Annotated in this window: 17 protein-coding genes and 1 pseudogene; 6 read left to right on the plus strand and 12 right to left on the minus strand. The window is 62.6% G+C overall.

The window, feature by feature from the left end; translation table 11 throughout:
• Positions 1 to 39: 39 nt before the first annotated feature.
• Positions 40 to 441 (minus strand): amphi-Trp domain-containing protein, encoded by a 402-nt coding sequence (locus LJF34_RS17140; protein WP_231186520.1) that lies wholly within the window; start codon positions 439 to 441, stop codon positions 40 to 42.
• 232 nt (positions 442 to 673) lie between these two features.
• Here LJF34_RS17140 and LJF34_RS17145 point away from each other — a divergent pair, with 232 nt between their 5' ends.
• The 3 genes from LJF34_RS17145 (at position 674) to LJF34_RS17155 (ending at position 2,976) form a co-directional block, all read left to right on the plus strand.
• On the plus strand, positions 674 to 1,891 hold the full coding sequence (locus LJF34_RS17145) for an FAD-dependent oxidoreductase (protein WP_231186521.1): 1,218 nt from the start codon (positions 674 to 676) through the stop codon (positions 1,889 to 1,891).
• Between the two features lie 23 nt (positions 1,892 to 1,914).
• Complete coding sequence (locus LJF34_RS17150) at positions 1,915 to 2,592, plus strand: HAD family hydrolase (protein WP_231186522.1); 678 nt, start codon at positions 1,915 to 1,917, stop codon at positions 2,590 to 2,592.
• Between the two features lie 165 nt (positions 2,593 to 2,757).
• Complete coding sequence (locus LJF34_RS17155; protein WP_231186523.1) at positions 2,758 to 2,976, plus strand: trehalase-like domain-containing protein; 219 nt, start codon at positions 2,758 to 2,760, stop codon at positions 2,974 to 2,976.
• A gap of 51 nt (positions 2,977 to 3,027) precedes the next feature.
• On the opposite strand, the gene LJF34_RS17160 is transcribed toward LJF34_RS17155, so the two are convergent.
• The 7 genes and pseudogenes from LJF34_RS17160 to LJF34_RS17190 all read right to left on the minus strand — a co-directional run bounded on the left by LJF34_RS17160 (position 3,028) and on the right by LJF34_RS17190 (position 12,782).
• Entirely contained in the window at positions 3,028 to 3,972 is a 945-nt protein-coding gene (locus LJF34_RS17160) for an NAD(P)-dependent oxidoreductase (RefSeq protein ID WP_342765884.1), read from the minus strand.
• Positions 3,873 to 5,351 (minus strand): dihydrolipoamide acetyltransferase family protein, encoded by a 1,479-nt coding sequence (locus LJF34_RS17165; protein ID WP_231186525.1) that lies wholly within the window; start codon positions 5,349 to 5,351, stop codon positions 3,873 to 3,875. Before LJF34_RS17165 ends, LJF34_RS17160 begins: the two co-directional genes overlap by 100 nt.
• A gap of 75 nt (positions 5,352 to 5,426) precedes the next feature.
• The gene (locus LJF34_RS17170; protein ID WP_342765885.1) at positions 5,427 to 6,437 is read right to left on the minus strand and encodes an alpha-ketoacid dehydrogenase subunit beta; all 1,011 of its coding nucleotides are present in this window, start codon (positions 6,435 to 6,437) and stop codon (positions 5,427 to 5,429) included.
• 180 nt (positions 6,438 to 6,617) lie between these two features.
• Positions 6,618 to 7,619, minus strand: a pseudogene (locus tag LJF34_RS17175) (thiamine pyrophosphate-dependent enzyme); the annotation flags it as partial.
• A 99-nt stretch (positions 7,620 to 7,718) separates the two neighbouring features.
• A complete protein-coding gene (lpdA, locus tag LJF34_RS17180) occupies positions 7,719 to 9,137 on the minus strand; it encodes a dihydrolipoyl dehydrogenase (RefSeq protein WP_231186526.1) in 1,419 nt (472 codons plus the stop codon).
• Positions 9,138 to 9,801: 664 nt separating this feature from the next.
• Positions 9,802 to 11,604: a glutamine--fructose-6-phosphate transaminase (isomerizing) gene (gene glmS / locus LJF34_RS17185; RefSeq protein ID WP_231186527.1), complete on the minus strand. Its 1,803-nt coding sequence runs from the start codon at positions 11,602 to 11,604 to the stop codon at positions 9,802 to 9,804.
• A 2-nt stretch (positions 11,605 to 11,606) separates the two neighbouring features.
• Positions 11,607 to 12,782 carry a sugar phosphate nucleotidyltransferase gene (locus tag LJF34_RS17190; protein WP_231186528.1) on the minus strand — a complete coding sequence of 392 codons (1,176 nt, stop codon included), beginning with the start codon at positions 12,780 to 12,782 and terminating at the stop codon, positions 11,607 to 11,609.
• A 578-nt stretch (positions 12,783 to 13,360) separates the two neighbouring features.
• Here LJF34_RS17190 and LJF34_RS17195 point away from each other — a divergent pair.
• The 3 genes from LJF34_RS17195 to LJF34_RS17205 all read left to right on the plus strand — a co-directional run bounded on the left by LJF34_RS17195 (position 13,361) and on the right by LJF34_RS17205 (position 16,093).
• Positions 13,361 to 13,750, plus strand: a complete 390-nt coding sequence (locus LJF34_RS17195) for a Rid family detoxifying hydrolase (protein ID WP_231186529.1) — start codon at positions 13,361 to 13,363, stop codon at positions 13,748 to 13,750.
• A 123-nt stretch (positions 13,751 to 13,873) separates the two neighbouring features.
• Positions 13,874 to 14,902 (plus strand): hypothetical protein, encoded by a 1,029-nt coding sequence (locus LJF34_RS17200; protein WP_231186530.1) that lies wholly within the window; start codon positions 13,874 to 13,876, stop codon positions 14,900 to 14,902.
• Positions 14,903 to 14,977: 75 nt separating this feature from the next.
• A complete protein-coding gene (locus tag LJF34_RS17205) occupies positions 14,978 to 16,093 on the plus strand; it encodes a mandelate racemase/muconate lactonizing enzyme family protein (protein ID WP_231186531.1) in 1,116 nt (371 codons plus the stop codon).
• A gap of 87 nt (positions 16,094 to 16,180) precedes the next feature.
• Here LJF34_RS17205 and LJF34_RS17210 read toward each other — a convergent pair whose 3' ends face one another.
• The 4 genes from LJF34_RS17210 to LJF34_RS17225 all read right to left on the minus strand — a co-directional run bounded on the left by LJF34_RS17210 (position 16,181) and on the right by LJF34_RS17225 (position 20,226).
• Positions 16,181 to 17,452: a transposase gene (locus LJF34_RS17210; protein ID WP_231186532.1), complete on the minus strand. Its 1,272-nt coding sequence runs from the start codon at positions 17,450 to 17,452 to the stop codon at positions 16,181 to 16,183.
• A complete protein-coding gene (gene tnpA, locus LJF34_RS17215) occupies positions 17,449 to 17,838 on the minus strand; it encodes an IS200/IS605 family transposase (RefSeq protein WP_231186533.1) in 390 nt (129 codons plus the stop codon). Before tnpA ends, LJF34_RS17210 begins: the two co-directional genes overlap by 4 nt.
• A 139-nt stretch (positions 17,839 to 17,977) precedes the next feature.
• Complete coding sequence (locus LJF34_RS17220; RefSeq protein WP_231186534.1) at positions 17,978 to 19,117, minus strand: ABC transporter ATP-binding protein; 1,140 nt, start codon at positions 19,115 to 19,117, stop codon at positions 17,978 to 17,980.
• Complete coding sequence (locus LJF34_RS17225) at positions 19,114 to 20,226, minus strand: ABC transporter ATP-binding protein (RefSeq protein WP_231186535.1); 1,113 nt, start codon at positions 20,224 to 20,226, stop codon at positions 19,114 to 19,116. The genes LJF34_RS17220 and LJF34_RS17225 overlap by 4 nt, the downstream gene beginning before the upstream one ends.
• Positions 20,227 to 20,267 lie beyond the last annotated feature (41 nt).

Below are 20,267 nucleotides of genomic sequence, written 5' to 3' on the forward strand. Positions count from 1 at the left end.
TCCCGTTGGTGACGATCGGTGGAAAATCGCCGGTTCGAATCAGTGAACGCTGAGTTCGTCGTCCGTTTCGACCTCGTCGCTTGCCCACCGAAGGACGAAACTCACGCTCTCTTCGGACCCCGACTCCATCAGCGAGGAGTCCGAATCGACGGCGACGCTGAACGAAACCGTCTCCGGCGGGTTCATCGTCGCGCTCTCGTTCCCGACGAGGAGCGTCACCTTCTGCGTGTCCGTCGATTCGAGCGACTCCGACGGGGAGCGCTCCGTCGAGTTCGTCGTGGAACCGGCTTCCCGGGACTCGTTCGTTCCGATACCCGTTTCGGAGCGACCGGTCCCGTCGGAACGACCCGTTCCGTCGGAATCCAGTTTGTCCGCGAACTCGCGCAGATACGTCGCGACCTCCGACCTGCTCTTTTCGAACTCGGCTTCCAGTTCTGCCATACCCTCGATTACCGAAGCCTCTGGTTAATGATGCTGGTTGCGATAACAAGCCCGCTTTATGTAAAATTTGTAGCCGCGTTCGTCCGGATCCGGCGTTGGCAGGCATGATGCTTAACAGCGAAACTGTCGTACCTTTCGACCACGCGTACCTGCCCAGCATGGCAGGGAGAAATCGGAGGAAGGAAGGGCGAACGACCGACTCGGAAACTGATCACGACAACTACCGAAAACCATGTCAACGACAATCGCTGTCCTCGGATCGGGATACGCCGGGGTCGCGGCCGTACAGAGCCTCGAAGACGAGTTGGAGGAGACAGACGCCGATATCGTCTGGGTATCGGAGACGAACCATCATCTGGTGTTACACGAGGTCCATCGCTGCATACGGAAACCAGCGGTCCGTGACAAGGTCGTCATTCCGATAGACGACCTGAAATCGGAGGACACGGAGTTCGTCCACGGGACGGTCAACGGTCTCGACGTGGACGACCACGTCGTCCATCTCGAAGCCGAGGACTCCATCGACTACGATTACTGCATCGTCTGCCTCGGCAGTCAGACGGCGTTCTACGGTATCGACGGGTTGGCGGAACACGCGCTCACGCTCAAGAGCCTCGGCGACGCGATGACGATTCACCAGGAGGTAATGTCGGCCGCAACCGATGCGACCGAAGACGACCCGGCACAGGTGGTCATCGGCGGTGCCGGACTGACCGGCATCCAAACCGCGGGCGAGGTGGCCGCGTTACGCGACGAACGCGACGTCCCAATCGAGATACGACTCATCGAGATGGAGGACGAAATCTTCCCGGGACACGACCACGAGTTCCAAGGGGCGATTCGGAACGAACTCGAACGGAAGGATATAGACATCATGACGGGTGCGACGGTGTCCGAAGTGGACGATACGACGATTCAGTTCGAGGGGGAGGACCCGCTCCAGTACGACGCGTTCGTGTGGGCCGGCGGCGTGCAAGGGGACGACGCGCTTTCCGACGTCGATATCGATACGGAACACAACCGCGCCTACGCGAATTCGACGTTCAAAACGAGCGACGATCGCGTTCTCGCCATCGGCGACGCGGCGCTCGTCGAACAGGACGCCGAAGGCGGGCCGCTCTCCGAACAGGACGCGTGGGAGGCCATCGTCCACCCTGACACGGACGACGTTCCCCCGCCGACGGCCGAAGCGGCCATGGAGGAGGGAGAACACGTCGGCGAAAACGTGGCGCGTATGATAGCGGGGCGCGAACCCGCCCACTGGTCGTACATCAACAAGGGCACGCTGGTCTCCGTCGGGGACAGAGCGGTCGCACACGACGTCATCGGCATCCCGCTCAACACGTTCGGCGGGCCGGGAGCCCGTGTGCTCAAGAAGGCGATATCGGCCCGGTGGATAGGGGAATCGTATTCGTGGCTGGCGGCGGCGAGAGCGTGGAACGACATGTGAGTCGAACAGGAGGGAAGTTCGAAATGGTACGAGATGAGACGGGAACGCCCGAACGGAACGTCGCTGTCTACTTCGATATCGACGGAACGCTCCTCGAAAAACGGCGCGACGAGGATGAAATCGTCGAAACCGCGACGGCGTTCGATATCGATATCAGCGACGAAGCGGTCCACGATTTCGACGGATTGGTGGAGCAGTATTTCCGTCGAAACATCTCGGACGGCTACCGGGAGGCCGTCGAGACGTTCACGGACCACCTTGGAATCGACGTCGATACCGACGCGTTCACCCGCGATCTCGAACGGCGAAAGGTTGAAAACACCCGCCTCGTTGACGGTGCGGAGGACGTCCTCAACGCGTTCGCGGACGTTGCGGTCGTCGGAATCATCACCAACGGTGCGGGCGACGTTCAACGGGAGAAACTGGCGAGACACGGCATCGCCGACTACTTCGAACACGTCCTCGTCTCGGGCGAACTGGACACCATGAAGCCGAAAGACGAGATGTTCACGCGGGCGAAGCGCGAGCAGTCGGCGGACGAGTACGTGTACGTCGCCGACCGCCTCGGAGACGACCTTGTTCCGGCGAGTCAGAACGGGTTCGTCACCGTTTGGATTTCGGACGGGTCCTCCGAGGTAGCCGACATCACGGTCCCGTCGGTCGCTGACCTCAGCATGAAGCCCGTGGACGATGCGTCGTGATTCGCGAGCGCCATGCAACGGTCAGCGAACGCGAACAGTCCAGTCGAGCGTTCGACAGAGCACAATAATGAATAGAGACGAAGCCGTAGCCGTGAGGCCTACGACGATGGAAACGGGGGTTTCGAAGGTATGACAGTGATACGACCGAAGACGGAGTAAGTATTGATGGGTTCGTTTGCACCGATTTCGGAATACGGGATTATCGGGAGTTTGGAGACGTGCGTTCCCGTGAGTACGGACGCGGCGATAGACTGGGTGTGTTTCCCGAGCGTGAATTCGTCGAGCTTGTTCGCCGCGATTCTCGACGCTGACCGGGGCGGGGAGTTCACCATCTCTCGTATCGAAGGAGACCCGTACGGATGCAGGCCGAGAAACCGGAACTGAACGACGCCGGGATGTCAGTTTTCGCGGGTGAAGACGTACGTCGGCGTCCCGTTACTCGTCGTTTTCGAGCACTTCGGCCGAGTCGTCCCTCGGTCGATAGCCGATCGACTTGAGCGTGTGGGTGAGCGAGAGACACCGCTCGTCGTTTCTGGAAATCGCGTGGACCGCGAGCGGATTCGTCGGGATGTCGGCGAACGCGGCGGACCGTAACGCGTCGTGGCAGTCACGGGGGCTGAGCCACATCGCACGCGCGAACCGAGCGTACGCCTCCGGGTAGTCGGTATCGGGGTCCGCTTGGCTGTCCCGGAGGTTCTCGCGCGACATCAGCCACCCGATGCGGAGGTTCACCGATTCGATGCCGCTCTGACTGGCGAAGCGGTTGCCGATGGCCTCGCTCGACACTTTCGTTACGCCGTACCACGAGTCGGGATGCGGTCGGGCGTCGTGGTTGACGACCGGCGTCTCCTCCTGCAACGTTTCGGGTTCGTTTGCGGCGACGGTTTCGTTCCCGTTGATGGCGTGGTTCGAACTCGCATAGACTACCCTATCGAGTCCGTTCTCGACGGCCGCTTTGTACGCGTTGTACGTCCCCTCGATGTTCACCGTGTGAAGGTCGTCCCAGTCGGCGTAGGGTGACGGGTTCGCCGCGAGGTGAATGAGAACGTCCTCGTCGGAGAGGGCGTCGACGAACGCGTCCCTGTTCGTCACGTCGACCGGAATGCTGTCCATGTCGTCGCGCTCGTGCTGCGTGATGAGCGTGAGGTCGTGGTCGTCGAAAGCCTTCCTGACTTCCGTTCCGACGTTACCTGACGCGCCCGTGGCGGCGATTTTGGTCATATCGGATGATCGAGAGGGAGACACACATAAATGATGGCCGAACGAAACGACGCCGCCCGTTAGAGGCGACCCAAGAGGACGTCGGTGTCCTCGATGCCGTCGATGACGTACTCCATGAACTGGTTGGCCTTCGCCCCGTCCACGAGGCGGTGGTCGTATGAGAGGCTGAGGTCTATCTGCGGTCGCACTTCGACCCCACCATCCTCGGTTGCGACCGGTTCCTCCCGAATCCGTCCGATACCCATGATGGCGACCTCCGGGTAGTTGATGATGGGCGTTCCGAACGTTCGATGTTCGCCGAAGCTGGCGAGGTTCGTGACGGTGAAGGTGCCGTCCTGCATGGCGGTGGCGTCGATGGACCGCTCTCGCGCCTGTTCGGTGAGGTCCGACAGTTCCCGCGCCACCTCGACGATGGACTTGCTGTCGATGTCCTTGATGACGGGAACCATCAGTCCGTTCTCGGTGTGGGTCGCACAGCCGACGTTGTAGTAGTACTTCTCCACGATTTCGTCCGTCGTGTCGTCGATGCTGGCGTTCACCATCGGGAACTCTTTCAACGCCGGAACGACCGCCTTGAGCAGAATCGGCGTGTAGGTGATGTGAACGTCGTGTTCCGCGTCGAGGCGCTCTTTGAGGTCCACGAGTTCGGTGGCGTCCGCCCGGAACCCGGAGGTCAACTGCGGGACGACGGCGGCCGAACGGGACATGTTCTCGGCGATGCGAGCGCGAAGCCCCGAGAGGTCCCGGCGTTCGGCGCGCTCCTCGTCCTCGTCGATTTCGACCGGTTCGATTTCCGTGGTCGGGTGTTCGATGGCGTATGACGCCTCGCCACCCGCTTCGGTGGTCCCGCCGGTCGCTCCGCCGGACACCCTCGCGTCGATATCTTGGCGGACGACGCGCCCGTTCGGTCCCGACCCGTCGATGGACGAGAGGTCGACTCCCTGCTCGCGGGCGTAGGCACGGGTTCGCGGTGCCGCGAACACCCGGTCTTCGGACGTCGTGGGCGACTGTGACTCCTCGCCCTTCGTTTCGCTCTCGGCCTCCTCCTCGGCTTGGCTTTTCTCCGTTTCTTCGGAGTCGGGTTCCTCTGCGGCCGTTTCTTCGGATTCCTCCTCCGCCGCTTCTTCTTCCGCTTCCGATTCTTCTTCGGATGCCTCCGTTTCAGGTTCCGTCTCCTCCTCGGCGTCCGCTTGAGCCTCCTCGGATGCTTCCTCCTCGGTGTCCGTCTCCTGCTCGGTGTCGGCTTCTTCCGCCGCCTCCTCGGCCGCCTCGACTTCCTCGCCGCCGCTCGGCGGGGAGTCCGTCTCGATGACGACGAACACCTCGCCGACCTGCACGACGTCGCCCGGTTCCGCCTGTCGCTCCTCGATAGTACCGGGACACGGCGACGGAACGTCCGTGACCGCCTTGTCCGTCTCCACCTCGCAGAGGACGTCGTGTTCCTCGACGTCGTCGCCCTCCTCGACGTGCCACTCGACCAGTTCCGCCTCGGTCAACCCCTCTCCGGGGTCGGGGAGTTCGAACTCGTAGGCGGTCACGCCGACCACCCCCTTCGAGCGATGGTGCGGTCTTCGAACGGTTCCGCCGGGAATCGCCGTCGGCCTGTCGCGTGTTCAGTACTCATAGCTCATCACCGCCTCGATGGCGAACGTCGCCCGCTCCGCGTCCGTGAGATAGTCGTCCTCGATGTCGTTGTCCGGGAAGTGAACGTCGTAGCCCGTCGCCCGCTTGACGGGGGCTTTCAGTCGATCCAGCGCGTACTCGTTGACCAGCGCCGAGAGTTCCGCGCCGAGGCCGAGCGTGCGCCGCGCTTCGTGGACGACGACGCACCGGCCGGTCTTCTTCACCGATTCCAAAATCGTCTCCACGTCGAGCGGCGAGAGCGTGACGAGGTCGATTATTTCGACGTCCGCATCGACTTCCTCCGCGGCGCTCTCGGCGTGCCGGACCATCGCCCCCCACGTGAGTACCGTCACGTCCTCGCCCTCACGGACGGTTCGCGCTTCGTCCAACGGGAGCGTGTACTCCTCGGTCGGCACCGGTTCGTCGAATCCTCGATAGATGCGTTTGGGCTCCATGAACACGACCGGATCGTCACACCGAATGCTCGATGCCAACAGTCCCTTGGCCTGATACGGCGTGCTCGGGCAGAGGACGCGGACGCCTGGGGCGTGAATCTCGAACGTCTCGGTCGATTCCTGATGGTATTCGAGCGCCTTGATGCCGCCCCCGTACGGCATCCGAATCGTCATCGGCAGTTCGGTGTCGCCGCCGGTCCGCTCGTACATCTTGGCGACGGCGTACATGAACTGGCCGAACGCGGGATAGGAAAAGCCCTTGAACTGGATTTCGGGGACCGGTCGGTCGTCCCGCATCGCCATTCCCACCGCAGTGCCGACGATGCCGTTTTCGGACAGCGGCGTGTCTATCACCCGGTTCGACCCGAACTCGTCGAGGAGTCCCTCGGTGGCGCGGAAGACGCCGCCGATGGGCCCGATGTCGTACCCGAGGATTCGTATCGCGTCGTCGCGGTCCATCTCCTGATGGAGCGTCCGGTTCACGGCCGTCACGATGTTCCAGTCCTCCGTCTCCACGTCGTCCTCGTCGGGGTCGAGCGGCGCGATTTCGACGCCGAGGTCCGGACCGTGTCCCTCCCATTGCTCCGTATCGAACTCGTCCCCGGTGAAATCGGTGAACGGGTTCTCTCCCTCCTGTTCACGTTGGAACTCGGTTCGTTGGTGGGCCTCGCGCCACGAGGTCCCGTGGAGGTGGTGGTCGAACATCCGCATCGGGTCGGTGTCAGGGACGCTCCGGGCCGTTTCGACGGCGTCGTCCACCTCGTCATCAATCTCTTTTCGTATCTCCTCGCGCCGGTCGTCGTCGAGGAGGTTTCGGTTGCCGAGATAGGTCGAGAACCGGTCGATGGGGTCACGGCCTTCCCACTCGTCTTTCAGTTCGCTCTCGTCCCGGTAGAGGTCCGCGTTGTCCGAGGTGTTGTGGTTCCCCATCCGGTAGGTGACACATTCGACCAGCGTCGGCCCGCCGCCCTCGCGGGCGCGTTCGACCGCTTCGCTCGCCGCGTCGTAGACGGCGAGAACGTCGTTACCGTCCACGCGTTCGTGCGGAACGCCGTACGCCTCGGCCTTCTGAGCGAACGTCTCGGCGGCGGTCTGGCGCTGTGACGGTTCCGAAATCGCCCATTGGTTGTTCTGTACGACGATGACCGCCGGCGCGTTGAAGACGCCCGCGAAGTTCATCCCGTCGTGGAACGACCCCTCGCTGGTGGATCCGTCGCCGATGAAGACCATCGAGACCGTGTCCCGGTCGCGGAACCGGTCGGTCATCGCCGACCCCGCCGCGTTCGTCACGTTCACCGCGACGGGCGTGTAGTCCGGCGAGAAGTTTACGGGAGATTCCCAGTCGTCGATGCCCTCGGCTATCGTCTCGGGTTCCTGGCCGGTCGTCCCGAGGATTATCTTCGCCATCGGCACGTCCCAGTGGAGGAGCGCCGCGTTCTGTCGGTAGGTGTAGAACAGCCAATCGTTCTGGTCCAGCGCCGCGGCGGCACCGAGCGGGGTCGCCTCCTCGCCGAGTTCGCGGGCGACGAGGCTCGCCTCCCCGCTTCGCTGCATGTCCAACATCGTGTCCTCCAGTCGTCGCGTCGCGACCATGGTTCGATACCATCCGAGGAGATCGTTGTCTTCGAGGTCCGGTACGTCCGCCCCGTCGAGGAGGTGGCCCTCGTCGTCGAGGAGTTGGTGAAAGTCGCGTGGCGGGTCGCGCTCGGACCATTTCTCTTCAGACATGGTCGGACACCGTGGATACCGGAACCGCCTGTGGCTTCGTGTCGGTGCGGTGCGATTCGTTCGTCGGTGAAGTGGAAGGTTCGTTCATGGATTTGAGGGTCATCGGTCGTTTCGGGTGTGAATGGCGTGGTCGCGTGCGTTGGCCGCGGCCTCCTTCGCGGCCTCCGAGAGGGTCGGATGGGTGTGAATCGTCGCGGCGACGTCGTCGACGGTCGCGCCGAGTTCGAGCGCGAGGCCGAACTCGGCGACGAGTTCCGATGCCTCCGGAGCGACTAGTTGCGCGCCGAGGAGATATCCCTCGTCGGCGTCAGCGACGACGCGGACGAACCCGTCGTCGTCGTTCAGGGTGAGCGCGCGGCCGCTCGCTCGGAGCGGCATCTCGCCGGTTATCACGTCGTAACCGCCCTCCGCAGCCTCGTCCTCGGTCATCCCGACCGTCGCGATTTCCGGGTCGGTGAACACCACCGCCGGGACGGCTTGGTAGTCGAGCGCAGCCGGTTCTTCCGCGATGACTTCGGCCACGACTTCGCCCTCGCGCATCCCCTTGTGGGCGAGCATCGGTTCGCCCGCCACGTCGCCGATGGCGAAGACGTTCTCGCGTTCGGTGCGGCCCTGTCCGTCGGTTTCGATGAAGCCGTCGTCGGTCGGATCGAGGCCGACCGCGTCGAGGTTCACCGTGTCGGTGACGGGTTCGCGGCCGATGGCGACGAGGGCGTTTTCGGCGTCGTACTCCGCTTCTTCCCCCTCTTCGTCCTCCGTGACGAGGGTGATACCGCCGTCGCGGTCGCGCCAGTCCGCCGCCCGCTCGCCGAAGTGGAAATCGACGCCGAGGTCCGTCGCGCGCTCGCGAACGAGTTCGCTCGCCGCCGCTCCGTAGCCGGGAAGTATCTCGTCCAGCATCTCCACGACGGTCACGTCGGTTCCGGCCTTGGCGTAAGCGGTCGCGAGTTCCATGCCGATGTAGCCGGCACCGACGATGACCAGCGACTCGGGCGCTTCTTCGAGCGCGAGCGCCCCTCGCGAGTCGAGAATCGGGTCCTCCTCGAACGGGAAGTCGGGGAGTTCGATGGCACGACTACCCGTCGCGATGACGGCGTGGTCGAACGACAGTTCGTGTTCGCCGTCGTCGGTGTGGACCGTGACGGTCGATTCGTCGGCGAACTCGGCGCGGCCCTCGACGAGCGTCGCGCCCGCCTGCTTGCAGAGTTGCTCGACGCCGCCGGTGAGGCGGTCCACGACGTCGTCCTTCCATTGGACGGTTTCGGAGAGGTCGATTTCGGGGTCGGCGTGGATGCCGCGGTCCTCGCCCGACGCCGCCTCGTGGGCGGCGTCGGTCGCCGAGATGAGCGCCTTCGATGGGATACACCCGAAGTTGAGGCAGGTTCCGCCGTACGCCTCCTTCTCTACGAGCGTGACGTCGAGACCGAGTTGCCCGGCGCGAATCGCCGCGACGTAGCCACCCGGTCCCGCGCCGACGATGACAACTTCAGTTTCGTCCGGAACGTTCGTATCAGACATGAGTGTTCGAAATCAGCTGGGTCGGTTATCGTACGATACAGTGCTCGTTGGACCGGTTATCCACCAGTCCTGTCGGCACGGTGTTGCGCTCGACGGTGCGATGACACCGATATCCGGTGAGGACCGAGCGACACCACGGGGAGTCGTCGAACGCGATGGGTCCCCGTCTCCCGAGTTCGGGACGGATAGTCCGTCCGCGTCGGACCGAGTAGGCAGGCAACGTCCAGCACATAATTTCTGCTGGCTAGTCACACTATATTCCAAATGAGAAACGAGTTTATTTCCCCGGTTTGTCTGCTGTATTCATTCGAAGCGGCCGTCACGTCCGCAAAGATAGTTGATCATAGCCATCCTTGTTTCCTAGCCCAGATGATTCTCTGTTCACGGATAGAGTAATGATCGGTTACGAATCCATCCGCTCATAGTAACGGTCCATTTCATCCGTTCCGATAAGCGTCTCGGCGAATCCGTCACGGGAAGGACGACGGGTGAGGGAATCTCCGAGAATCACACCCCCGATGTCAAGTGTATTTATCGACAGAAGAACCCGGATCGCGGCGAACGAGGGGGTTCGGCGGTTTGGTTCCGACTCGGGGGTCCACCCGCTCGGGTGTCGAACGAATCGGAGGGGCCGTTCGAGTCGGAAGGGCCGTTTCGACGGCCGTTACTCCACGGTGACGCTTTTGGCGAGGTTACGCGGCTTGTCGATGTCGCGGCCCTTCTCCTTCGCCACGTGATAGGCGAACAGTTGCAGATACACGTTCGCGATGACGGGTTCCATTAGACCGACCGAGGGCACTTCGAACGTCGTATCGAACACGGGGTTCGCTTCGGTGTCGGACGTGACGCCGATGACGGGGGCACCCCGGGATTCGACTTCCTTGACGTTGTGAAGCGTCTCGGCGGCGTTGGTCTCCTCGGTAAGTATCGCGATGACCGGCGTCGTCTCCGTCACGAGCGCGAGCGGGCCGTGTTTGAGTTCGCCGCCCGCAAAGCCTTCCGCGTGTTCGTAGGATATTTCCTTGAGTTTGAGCGCGCCTTCGAGCGCGACCGGATGGCCGAGGTGACGGCCGATGAAAAAGAACGAGTCGCTGTCGGCGAACGCCTCCGCCTCGTTCCGGACCGACGCCTCCGCGTCGAGTACCTGTTGAATCGCACCCGGCATGGCGGATAGTTCCTCCAGAACGGTCGTCCGTTCGGTCGAGGAAAGCGTGCCCCGCTGTTCGCCCAGATACACCGTGACCAGCGTCAGCGTCGCCACCTGCGAAACGAACGTCTTGGAGGCCGCGACGCCGATTTCCGGTCCGGCCCGGATGTACACGGTTTCGTCCACCTCGCGGGTGACGGTCGAACCGACCGTGTTCGTCACCGCGAGCGTCCGCGCGCCCGCACCGGCGGCCTTGCGAAGCGCGCGGAGCGTGTCCGCGGTTTCGCCGCTCTGTGTGACCGCGACGACGAGCGTCCGCCACGGATCGCGATTGGCTTTGAACTCGTACTCGCTCGCGATGTGAACCGAGACGCGAACGTCCGCGAACTCCTCCAGCAACCCGGCGGCGTACAGACCCGCATAGTACGACGTTCCGCAGGCGACGATCTGAATCTCGTCGAGGGAGCGACAGTACTCCTTCGTCAGCGAGAGGTCGAGGTCGACCGTTCCGGCGAGTTCGTCGATACGACCCGAAAGCGCCTGCCGCACCGCACGGGGTTGCTCGTGGATCTCCTTCCGCATGTAGTGTTCGTAACCGCCCTTTTCCGCGGCTTCGGCGTCCCAATCGACGGTTTGTCGGTCGCGCTCGACGACCTCGCCCTCGTTGATGATGGTCGCCTCACCCTCGGTGAGGTGTGCGATGTCGCCGTCTTCGAGGAACGTTACCGTGCGCGTATGCTCAACGAAAGCCGTCACGTCGCTTCCGAGGAACGTCGCGCCATCGGCGTGGCCGACGACGAGGGGACTGTCCTGCCGTGCGGCGACGATGCCGTCGTGGCCGACGGCCGTGACCGCGATGGCGAAACTCCCCGAGAGCATCGAGACGACCCGTTCGACCGCTTCGCGGAGGTCGACGTCGTCCGTCAGTGCGTCCTCGATGAGGTGCGCGATGACTTCGCTGTCGGTCTCGCTCGTGAACTCGTGGTCGGGGAGGAGGTCCGTCTTGAACTCCTCGTAGTTGTCGATGATGCCGTTGTGAACGACGGCGATCCGATTCGAGCAGTCGGTATGCGGATGCGCGTTGCGCTCTGTGGGTGCCCCGTGGGTACTCCATCGCGTGTGGCCGATGCCGCAGTTGGCGTTCGACACCGAGGGAACCGTGAGGTTGTCGATTTCACCGCTCCGTTTGTGTACCCGCAACGAGTCATCGAGGAGTGCGATACCCGCCGAATCGTAGCCCCGATATTCGAGATTTTTTAGACACTGTGCGACGATGGTCGAGCAACTGTCGTTTCCGATGTAACCGGTAATTCCACACATGACTATCCTCTCCGTACAATCGCGCCGTCTTGGGTTCGCTCTCGAAGGGTGGTTCCGCTCTCCGCCGTCACCCCTTCCCCGAGAATCGTTCCCGGCGTTACGGTGACGTTACCACCGATTTCCGCGTTATCTCCGACGAGGCCGCCGAACGTCACGTCGCGGTGTACCGTCTCCCCGAGAGTAACGTCGGTTACGCCTCCTTCGATCGTCGTGTTCGGTCCGATGGTAGCGTTCGCGCCGACGATACAGTTCTGAACGACCGCGCCCGGTTCGATGGTCGCATCCGGGAAGATGACGGCGTCCTCGACGACGGCGTTCGCGCCGACCGTCGCGTTCTCACCGAGCGAGGTCCCTCGAAGGACGACGGCACCGGCACACACCGTCACGTCTTCGCCGACGGTTACGTCGTCGTGGATGACCGCCGTGGATGCAACGTGCGACGACCGAGTGGGGTCGGAGCCGTCAGCGGATACCTGCTCGTCCGAGACGTAGCTGTTGAGCCACAGCAAATCCCATGGATACGAGATGTCGCCCCAAAGGCCATCGTACGGAACCGCGCGGAGGGAGTGGGTTTTCGCGTAGTTGCGCAACGTTCTCGTCAGCGCCAGTTCCCCGTGACTCTCCGTTTGGCGAATCGCGGCGAAGATGTCCGGGCCGAACACGTACACGCCTGCGTTGATCAGTTCCGACGTCGTCGTCCCCGGCGTCGGCTTTTCGAGGATGTCGGTGATGTTCTGGCCGTCGAACTCGATCACGCCGTACCTGTTCGGCGTTTCGACCCGCGTCGTCGCGATCCCCGCCGATCCCGTTTCTCCGTGATCGGCGATGAGGTTCTCGATGACCGACGGTTCGATGTATCGATCGCCGTTCAGCGCGATGAAGTCCGACCCGATGTACGGTTCGGCCTGCAAGAGCGCGTGTCCGGTCCCCAACTGTTTCTCCTGTACCGCATAGGTGATATCGACGTTCCACTGACGGCCGTCGCCGAAATACGTCTGAATCCGTTCGCGGTGATAGCCGACGACGAGAATTATTTCGTCCACTCCCGCCGTGGCGACCGATTCGACGACCGATTCCAAGAGTGGCTTGTTGCCGACCGGAAGCATCGGTTTCGGGCGGCGATTTGTGAGGGGTCGAAGCCGCGACCCTTCGCCAGCAGCGAGAATGACCGCTTTCATCATCAATAAGAGGCCAACCCTACAGTATATCTCTTTCCATTGACAATCTGACGAGTTAGTTTCGTGACTTTCCTTCGAATATCTTGTCTCGATTCGGGAGGACGAACGGCCGGGAACGGAAACGACGGTAGCCGTCCGAGAGAGGGTAGCGACGGACGAACGACTCGACATCGGTTGGTCTCTCTATTCCACTTCATGATAGGCTTACCCCGTTAGGGAGCCCCTTCGGTCCTACGTTCGATCGTCGTACTACCCGACTCCGTCACCGGGACGGATATGCTATAGCGACATGTAGTTCATAGAGTCCGCAGTGACCGCGGAATGGAAGGAGCACAGGAGGTACATATCTCGCCGAGAACGATACGCGCCGCAAAGATGTGACACGATTCGGTGTGCTTGACGACCGAGGGTGAAGCCACTCACGGCCGCTTCAGAGATCCATCCAGCGGTTTTATAACTCGGCGCTTGGACGTAGTCGTGATGAGAAGTAGCACGATTTACGGAACGACACGGCCATTGGACACGGACGTCAGCACCGACACGAAACCAGCACCAGCGCGTTTGGAGGGGTACTGACGATGGAGGAGATCAACACCGACGCCGCGCCGCCGAGCATCGGCCCGTTCTCCCAGGCGATTCGCGACGGCGACCGGATTTACGTCTCCGGACAGGGACCGGTGGACCCGGCGTCCGGCGACATCGTCGGCGATACAATCGGGGAGCAGACGGAGCGAACGCTCGAAAACATCGACGCCGTTCTCGCTGCTGCGGAACGTTCGCTGGACGACGTGGTCAAAGCGACCGTCTTCGTTCAGGACATGGACGACTACGACGAGATAAACGGGGTGTACGCGGAACGGTTCTCCGCGCCGTATCCCGCCCGAAGCGCGGTTCAAGTCGAGGATTTACCCATCGACATCGGCGTCGAAATCGAGGTCGTGGCGAGCGCCCGCGAGGAGGAGACCTAAAAGCGCTCGCAGTTCGCCACGGCCAAACCGGCCCGGAACTGGTTGCCATCCCGAACATCGCTCTCTACCTCCCCCTCGACGATTCTTTCACCCCATCCATCGATACGTTCATGGTCGCAGCCCGTGAATCGATACCACGCCACGACCATGTCCGACATCGAACGCGGAGCGAGCTATTTCGGCGTACAGGACCCGGAACACGCGGCGGCGGACCTCGAACGTCTACACGGGGAGGGACTGACCGCCGTGCTCCACACGTTCAGCGAGCGTGACCGAGCCTTCTACGGCGAGACGATGACGGACATCGTCGCCGCGAGTCACGACCGGTCGCTGTCCGTCTACGTCAATCCGTGGGCCGTCGGCGGCGTCTTCGGCGGCGAGGAGTTCTCCCGGTTCGTCGCTCACAACCCGGACAGTCGACAGGTCCTTTCCACCGGGGAACGCGTGCCCGCCGCCTGTTTCAACGACCCGTCGTTCCGTGAGTTCATGCGCGAGTGGACCCGAGACGCCGCCGGACTCGGCGCGGATGTCCTCTTCTGGGACGAACCCCACTGGCACGACGTCCACTGGTACGGCGACGACCATCCCCGCGACGTGTGGTGCTGTCGCTGCGAACACTGCCGGGAGGACTATCGCGAGGAGTACGGCGAACCGATGCCCGCGACGGAGACGGAAACCGTCTCGGCGTTCCGGGAGGAGTCGATGCTCGACTTCCTCGACGAGTTGATGGCGATGGCTCACGAGGAGGGAGCGGAGAACGCAGTCTGCCTCATGCCGACGGAGTCGGCGGATCACGGCCCGCGAAACTGGGCGCGGCTCGCCGAAAACGACCACATCGACGTACTCGCCACTGACCCGTACTGGGACGCCTTCGCCGAGGACGCCGACCCGGCCGAGTACGTCTCCCGGTTCGGACGTGAAGTAGTCGAACTCGCGGACGAAAACTTCCTGCGGAGCCAGTTGTGGATTCAGGGCTTCGGCTTGAGCGGCGACTCGGCGACGGAGGAGGTTCGAACGGCGACGCGAACCGCGCTCGAACTCGGTGCCGACAGCGTGTTCATGTGGGGCTACGACGGCTGTCGAACCATCTCGGAAATCGCGTGCGAGGAACCGCTGGCCGTCTGGAACGCGTATCTGGACGAAGTGAACTGACCGACGAACGCGGGAAGCGGGAACCGGTTTCGCCGCCGTACTGGGTTATTTGTAGATGGACTTCGAGGATGTGGTATGCCGATCACGAACGTGTCAGCCATCCCCGTAGAGATGGGTGTCAAGCCGCTCGAAGACGAACTCGGCCTCGCGCCATACGTGAGCAACCACGACCGAGTGGAATCGGTCACGCGAATGCTCGTGAAAGTCGAAACGGACGAGGGGATAACCGGATGGGGGGAGATGCTCGTCGGGATGAAGTCCGCGACGGTGACGAAGGCTGTCGTGGACGACGTCATCGCCCCGGAACTCGTCGGCCGCGAGGTGGGCGACATCCGCGATTTCGTGGAGTCGTTTTACTTCCCGTATGTGAAGGTGCGACCCTTCGTCGGGGCCGTCGAAACCGCGCTGTGGGATGCCTTCGGGAAGAAGGTCGGCGTCCCGGTTCACCAATTCCTCGGCGGGAAAACCCGCGAGACGGTGGACATCGCCACCTGTCTCGGTATCCTCTCGCCGGAGGAGTCGCGGACGTACGCCCGACGCGCGGTCGAGTACGGCTTTTCGACCCTGAAGACGAAGGCCGGGCCGGACTGGCGCGAGGACGTCGAACGAATCCGCGCGATGCACGACGAAGTGGACGGGGAACTGGAGTTCCGACTCGATCCCAATCAGGGCTGGGCGTTCGAGGACGCGGTTCGAGTCGCCACCCGACTCGAAGAGGAGGGAATCCTCCTTCAGTACCTCGAACAACCGGTTCGCATCGACACCTACGGGACGTACGCGTCGCTTCGCAACCGAGTTCGGACGCCCGTCGCGGTCAACGAGGACACGTACTTCCCGCGCAACCTCCGCTTTCTGTTACAGGCCGACGCCATCGACGTGGCCGTCGTGGACCTCGTCCCGGCTGGCGGCATCCTCGCCGTGCGAGAACAGGTCGCCATGGCGGCCAACGCGGGCGTCTCGGTGTCCCACCACTGCGGCTTCGACCTCGGCGTCAAGACGGCGGCGATGCTCCACACGGTTGCGAGCACGCCCGGCATCAACCTCCCGCCGGACAGCACTTACTACGGGTGGGACGACTACATCATCGAGGAACCGTTCGACGTCGAGGACGGCGCGCTCCCCGTTCCGGACGGGCCGGGACTCGGGGTGAGGGTGGACGAGGAGAAGGTCGAGCAGTATCGGTGCGACTGATTGACATCCTCCACACGGCTGAAGCCGTGGGATTCCTCGCGTTGGGGGTCTGGCATTAGCACCAGCCTCCACGGAGGCAACTTTCCACTACGAGTGTAGCGTACTCTGGTTTGTATGCTCCTCGTTGAGACGGTGAGCGCGTGGTGACGCCGACCATGAATGGTCGTCCCACTTGAGGCATACGGGCCGTGCCATCGGCCGTGGTACGTTTGTTTCGTGGCGACGAAGGAACGTCTCCGACGCCGTGAAATCCGCATGGCCCTCGAAGCCACAGGGGCACGTCAGCGTGTCCTGATGCCGAGTCGTGTCGGTTGTTGAACCACAGTTCGGACACTCTTGAGAAGTCCACGCTTCCGAGCGAACTTCCACGGTGATGCCGTACTCCTCGGCAGTACACGCAAGTCGGTCGATGAACGCCCGGAACGCCCAGAAGTTGTGCGTTTTGTGGTTGGCTTGTACCGACCAATGCGTTTCCAGTACATCCGTCAGATCGCCGACAAACACCGTCGAAACGCCCTCCTCGTACAGTTGCTCGATGAGGTCACGGGCGAGTGCGTCCATGGCATGATTGCGCCGCCGCGTCCGTCGGCGGTACAGCCGTCGAATCCGATTGGACGTGTACTTCCCTTCCTCTCGTTTGACCTTCGACTGGAGATCCGCAATCGTTCGCGTCGTCTCGCGGAACCGCTTGAACAGTTTTCGCCCTTCGTATAGGTACTGCTGGCTGGTCGTGGTTGTACAGGCGACGATGTTGTTTGCGCCAATATCCAGAGCGGCGGTTTCGTCCGCCAGTGGTGAGTCCTGTCGAGAATCGTCCGTGGTGACTGGTTGAATGGCTCTGAATCGGTCGTCCAACTCGTCGTACTGTATTTCCAACCGACCGGGCTTGCCGTCCCACTTGGGATGGCCGCGCACTTCGAGACGAAGACGGCCTGTGTGTCCGAACTCGTCCTTGAGGTCTTTGCCGACCGGGATTTCGAGGCGCGAACGTTTGCCAAGTTCGAGTGTATACTGGTCGCACCGACCATACCAGCGAAGGTCGCGGCCGTCTTCCTCGTTGCCCCAGTATCCGGGTGGGGAACAGGGTTCGCCCTTCTCCTCGAGCGAGAAAAACGACCGCCACGCTTCGTCGTTCTTGCGCTTCATTTCCTTCGCGGCGGCTGAACCGAGTACTCCCTTGTAGGTGTCGTGAACACGCGGTGTGTCCCAAACACTCCCGTCGAGTTCGCCGAAGAAGCGTTGGCGGCGCTCGTAGGTGAGTTGGTTCCACAGACTGGCGGAAGCGTCCAACACGCGAGACAGTAACTCCTCGTCCCGTGGCGAACGTGGAGCTACGTCGAAGGTGTTGGAGCGTTTCACTGTCCTGTTTGAGCTTCGATGTACGCTTCAACGGTTTCGTCCGCCACGTCCCCAGCTGAAGAGACGAAGTAGCTTCGCGTCCACAACGACGGAAGACCAAAGTCAAACTCTTCGCGCATTCGGCGCGAGGAGTAGCCTTTGATCTGTTGCATGATTTTGTTCGGAGCGAGTTTCGGGTTCCCCTCGATGAACAGATGAACGTGGTCGGGACGGACCGCCAGTGCAAGTATTTCAAGTTCGAGTTCGTCGGCCTTCTCTTGGATGAGTGCTTCGAGCCGGTCCTTTGCCTCGCCAGTGAGTACCGATTTGCGATACTTCGGACACCAGATGAAGTGGTAGTGTAAGCGGTGGACCGAGGTCCGCTCTTTGCTGTACCCGCGAGGCATTGATTGTATATAGATTGCTTCCATCTATAAATGTATCGCATCCATTGAGACTCCGGCCGGGCAATCGTCGTCGGTTGTTCGTCCAGGCCTATCGCTTGGACCCACGACTGAAGTCGTGGGGTTCCGCTGTTAGTTCGTCTCAGTCGCCGTCCGCCGTTCCAGGTGATACTGCGGGATTTTCAGTCGGGCCGTCGTCTTCGAGCGGGGCGCTCTCCCAGTAAGCGTGGTCCTCCTCGTTGCGGAAACAGGCGGTTCGTCGTCCGTCGCCCTCGTGGTCGGTCAGCTTGGGACACGACTGCGTACACGCGGTGCGGGCTTCGGGACAGCGCGTGTGGAACCGACACCCGGACGGCGGGTCCACCGGGTCGGGAATGTCGAGGGAGCGAATCGGCGGGTCCGGAACGCCCTCCGAACGATTTCTGAGGTCGGAGGTGGCCCAGAGGAGCACCTTCGTGTACGGATGCTGTGGGTCGTGAATGATCTGTTCAGGAGTACCGATTTCCACGAGTTCGCCGAGGTACATGATGCCGATACGGCCGTTGGCCCGCTGAGTGAGGTGCTTCGCGTTGGCGAGGTCGTGTGAGATGTACAGGTAGGAAGTGTCGAACTGGTCCTGCAGTTCGAGCATGAGGTCCATCATCTCGGCGCGCAGCGACACGTCCAGCGCACTGATGGCCTCGTCGGCGAGGATGAGGTCGGGATTCATCAGCAAGGCTCGGATGAGCGCCACACGCTGTTGTTCCCCGCCGGAGAGTTGGTGGGGATACCGCTCGGCGTAATCCTCCGCGGGAGCCATTCCCACGTATTCGAGCAGGCCGTAGATGCGGGCGCGGCGGTCCGCCTCGCTCATCTCCGGTTGCCAGCGTTTCAGCGGGTCGGCGAGGCTCGACTCGACGGTGTAGTTCGAGTTCAGCGAACTGCCGGGGTCCTGGTGAATCATCTGGAGCGAGCGGCGTATCTCGCCCGCCGAGTATTCGCCCGCGGATTTCTTTCTGTTGAACAGGCCGCCGGATTCCTTGGTTTTCCACACGTCCTGTCCGCGGTACAGCACCGTCCCCTCCGTCGGGCGTTGGACGCCGATGGCCGTCTTGCCGAGCGTCGTCTTTCCGCATCCGGATTCGCCGACGAGCGCGACGATGTCGTTCTCGTAGACGTCGAGGCTCACGTCGTCTACGGCGTGGACGGTTTCCGACCCGGCGAGGCCGAACAGCTGTTCCTTCTCGAAGTGGACGCTCACGTTCCGCAGCGAGAGGAGCGGGTCGCCGCGGCGGGTACTCATCGGCGCTCACCTCCGCTGGTGTCCGCGGAAGCGCCGGACGCCGCCGACTCCGGCGGTTCGTCGAGCAACAGCGGAACGGTTTCGCGGGCTTCCTCGGGGTAGAAACAGGCCACCTCGTGACCCTCGTCCACGTCGCGGAGGTACGGATTTTCCGTTTCACACGTTCCGTCCGCCAGCGGACAGCGCGGGTTGAACGAACAGCCAGTTGGAAGCGAGACGGGGTCGGGACTCGACCCTTCGATTCCCTGAATGTCCATCGCCCGGTCGGAGATGTTCGGGACGGCGTTGAGCAGGGCGCGGGTGTAGGGGTGGGCCGCATCGTCGAGGAGTTCGTCGGTCGGGCCGAGTTCCACGAGGTCGAAGGCGTACATCACGGCGAGGCGGTCGGCGAGGTCCGCGACCAGCGGCAGGTCGTGGGTGACGAACACCATCGTCAGGTCGTACTTCTCCTGTAAGTCCTCCAGCATGCTGATGATGGAGCGCTGCATGAGCAGGTCCAGCGCGGCGGTCGGTTCGTCCATCACGACGACCTTCGGGTTGAGGACGAGGCCGAGGGCGATGAGCGCCCGCTGTTTCATCCCGCCCGACAGTTCGTGGGGATGGGAACCTAACACCTGCTCGGTCGGCAGGTAGAGGTCCGCGAGGAGTTCGCGTGCGAACTCCATTCCCTCCGCGACGTCCGTATCGTGTGCGCGAAGCGTCTCCTCGAAGTGGCTTCCGATGGTCATCGTCGGGTTGAACGCGCTCTGGGCACCTTGGATGACGAACGAGATCTCGTTCCAGCGGAGTTTCGTGAGTTCCTCGCGGGAGAGCGAGAGGACGTCAACCGGTTCGCCGCCGTCCGGCGGATGGTAGACGACTTCCCCGTCCACCTGTCCCGGCGAGACGATGGCGTCCAGCATCGCGGAGGCCAACATCGACTTTCCGGACCCGCTCTCGCCGACGACGCCGAGCACCTCGCCCGCGCGGACGTCGATGCTGACGTCCCGAAGGACGCGGGAATCCCCGCGGTCCATGCTGAACGAGACGCTGGCGTCTCTGACTTCGAGGATAACGTCCTCCTCGGTCGGCGTGTCGGTGTCGGTCGTGGACCGGAACTCGGTCGCCATCGATGTCACCTCCGGCCGCCGGTTTCGTGGAACCGGTCGGT

The sequence above is a fragment of the Haladaptatus sp. DYF46 genome (assembly GCF_021083305.1).
Taxonomy (GTDB): domain Archaea; phylum Halobacteriota; class Halobacteria; order Halobacteriales; family Haladaptataceae; genus Haladaptatus.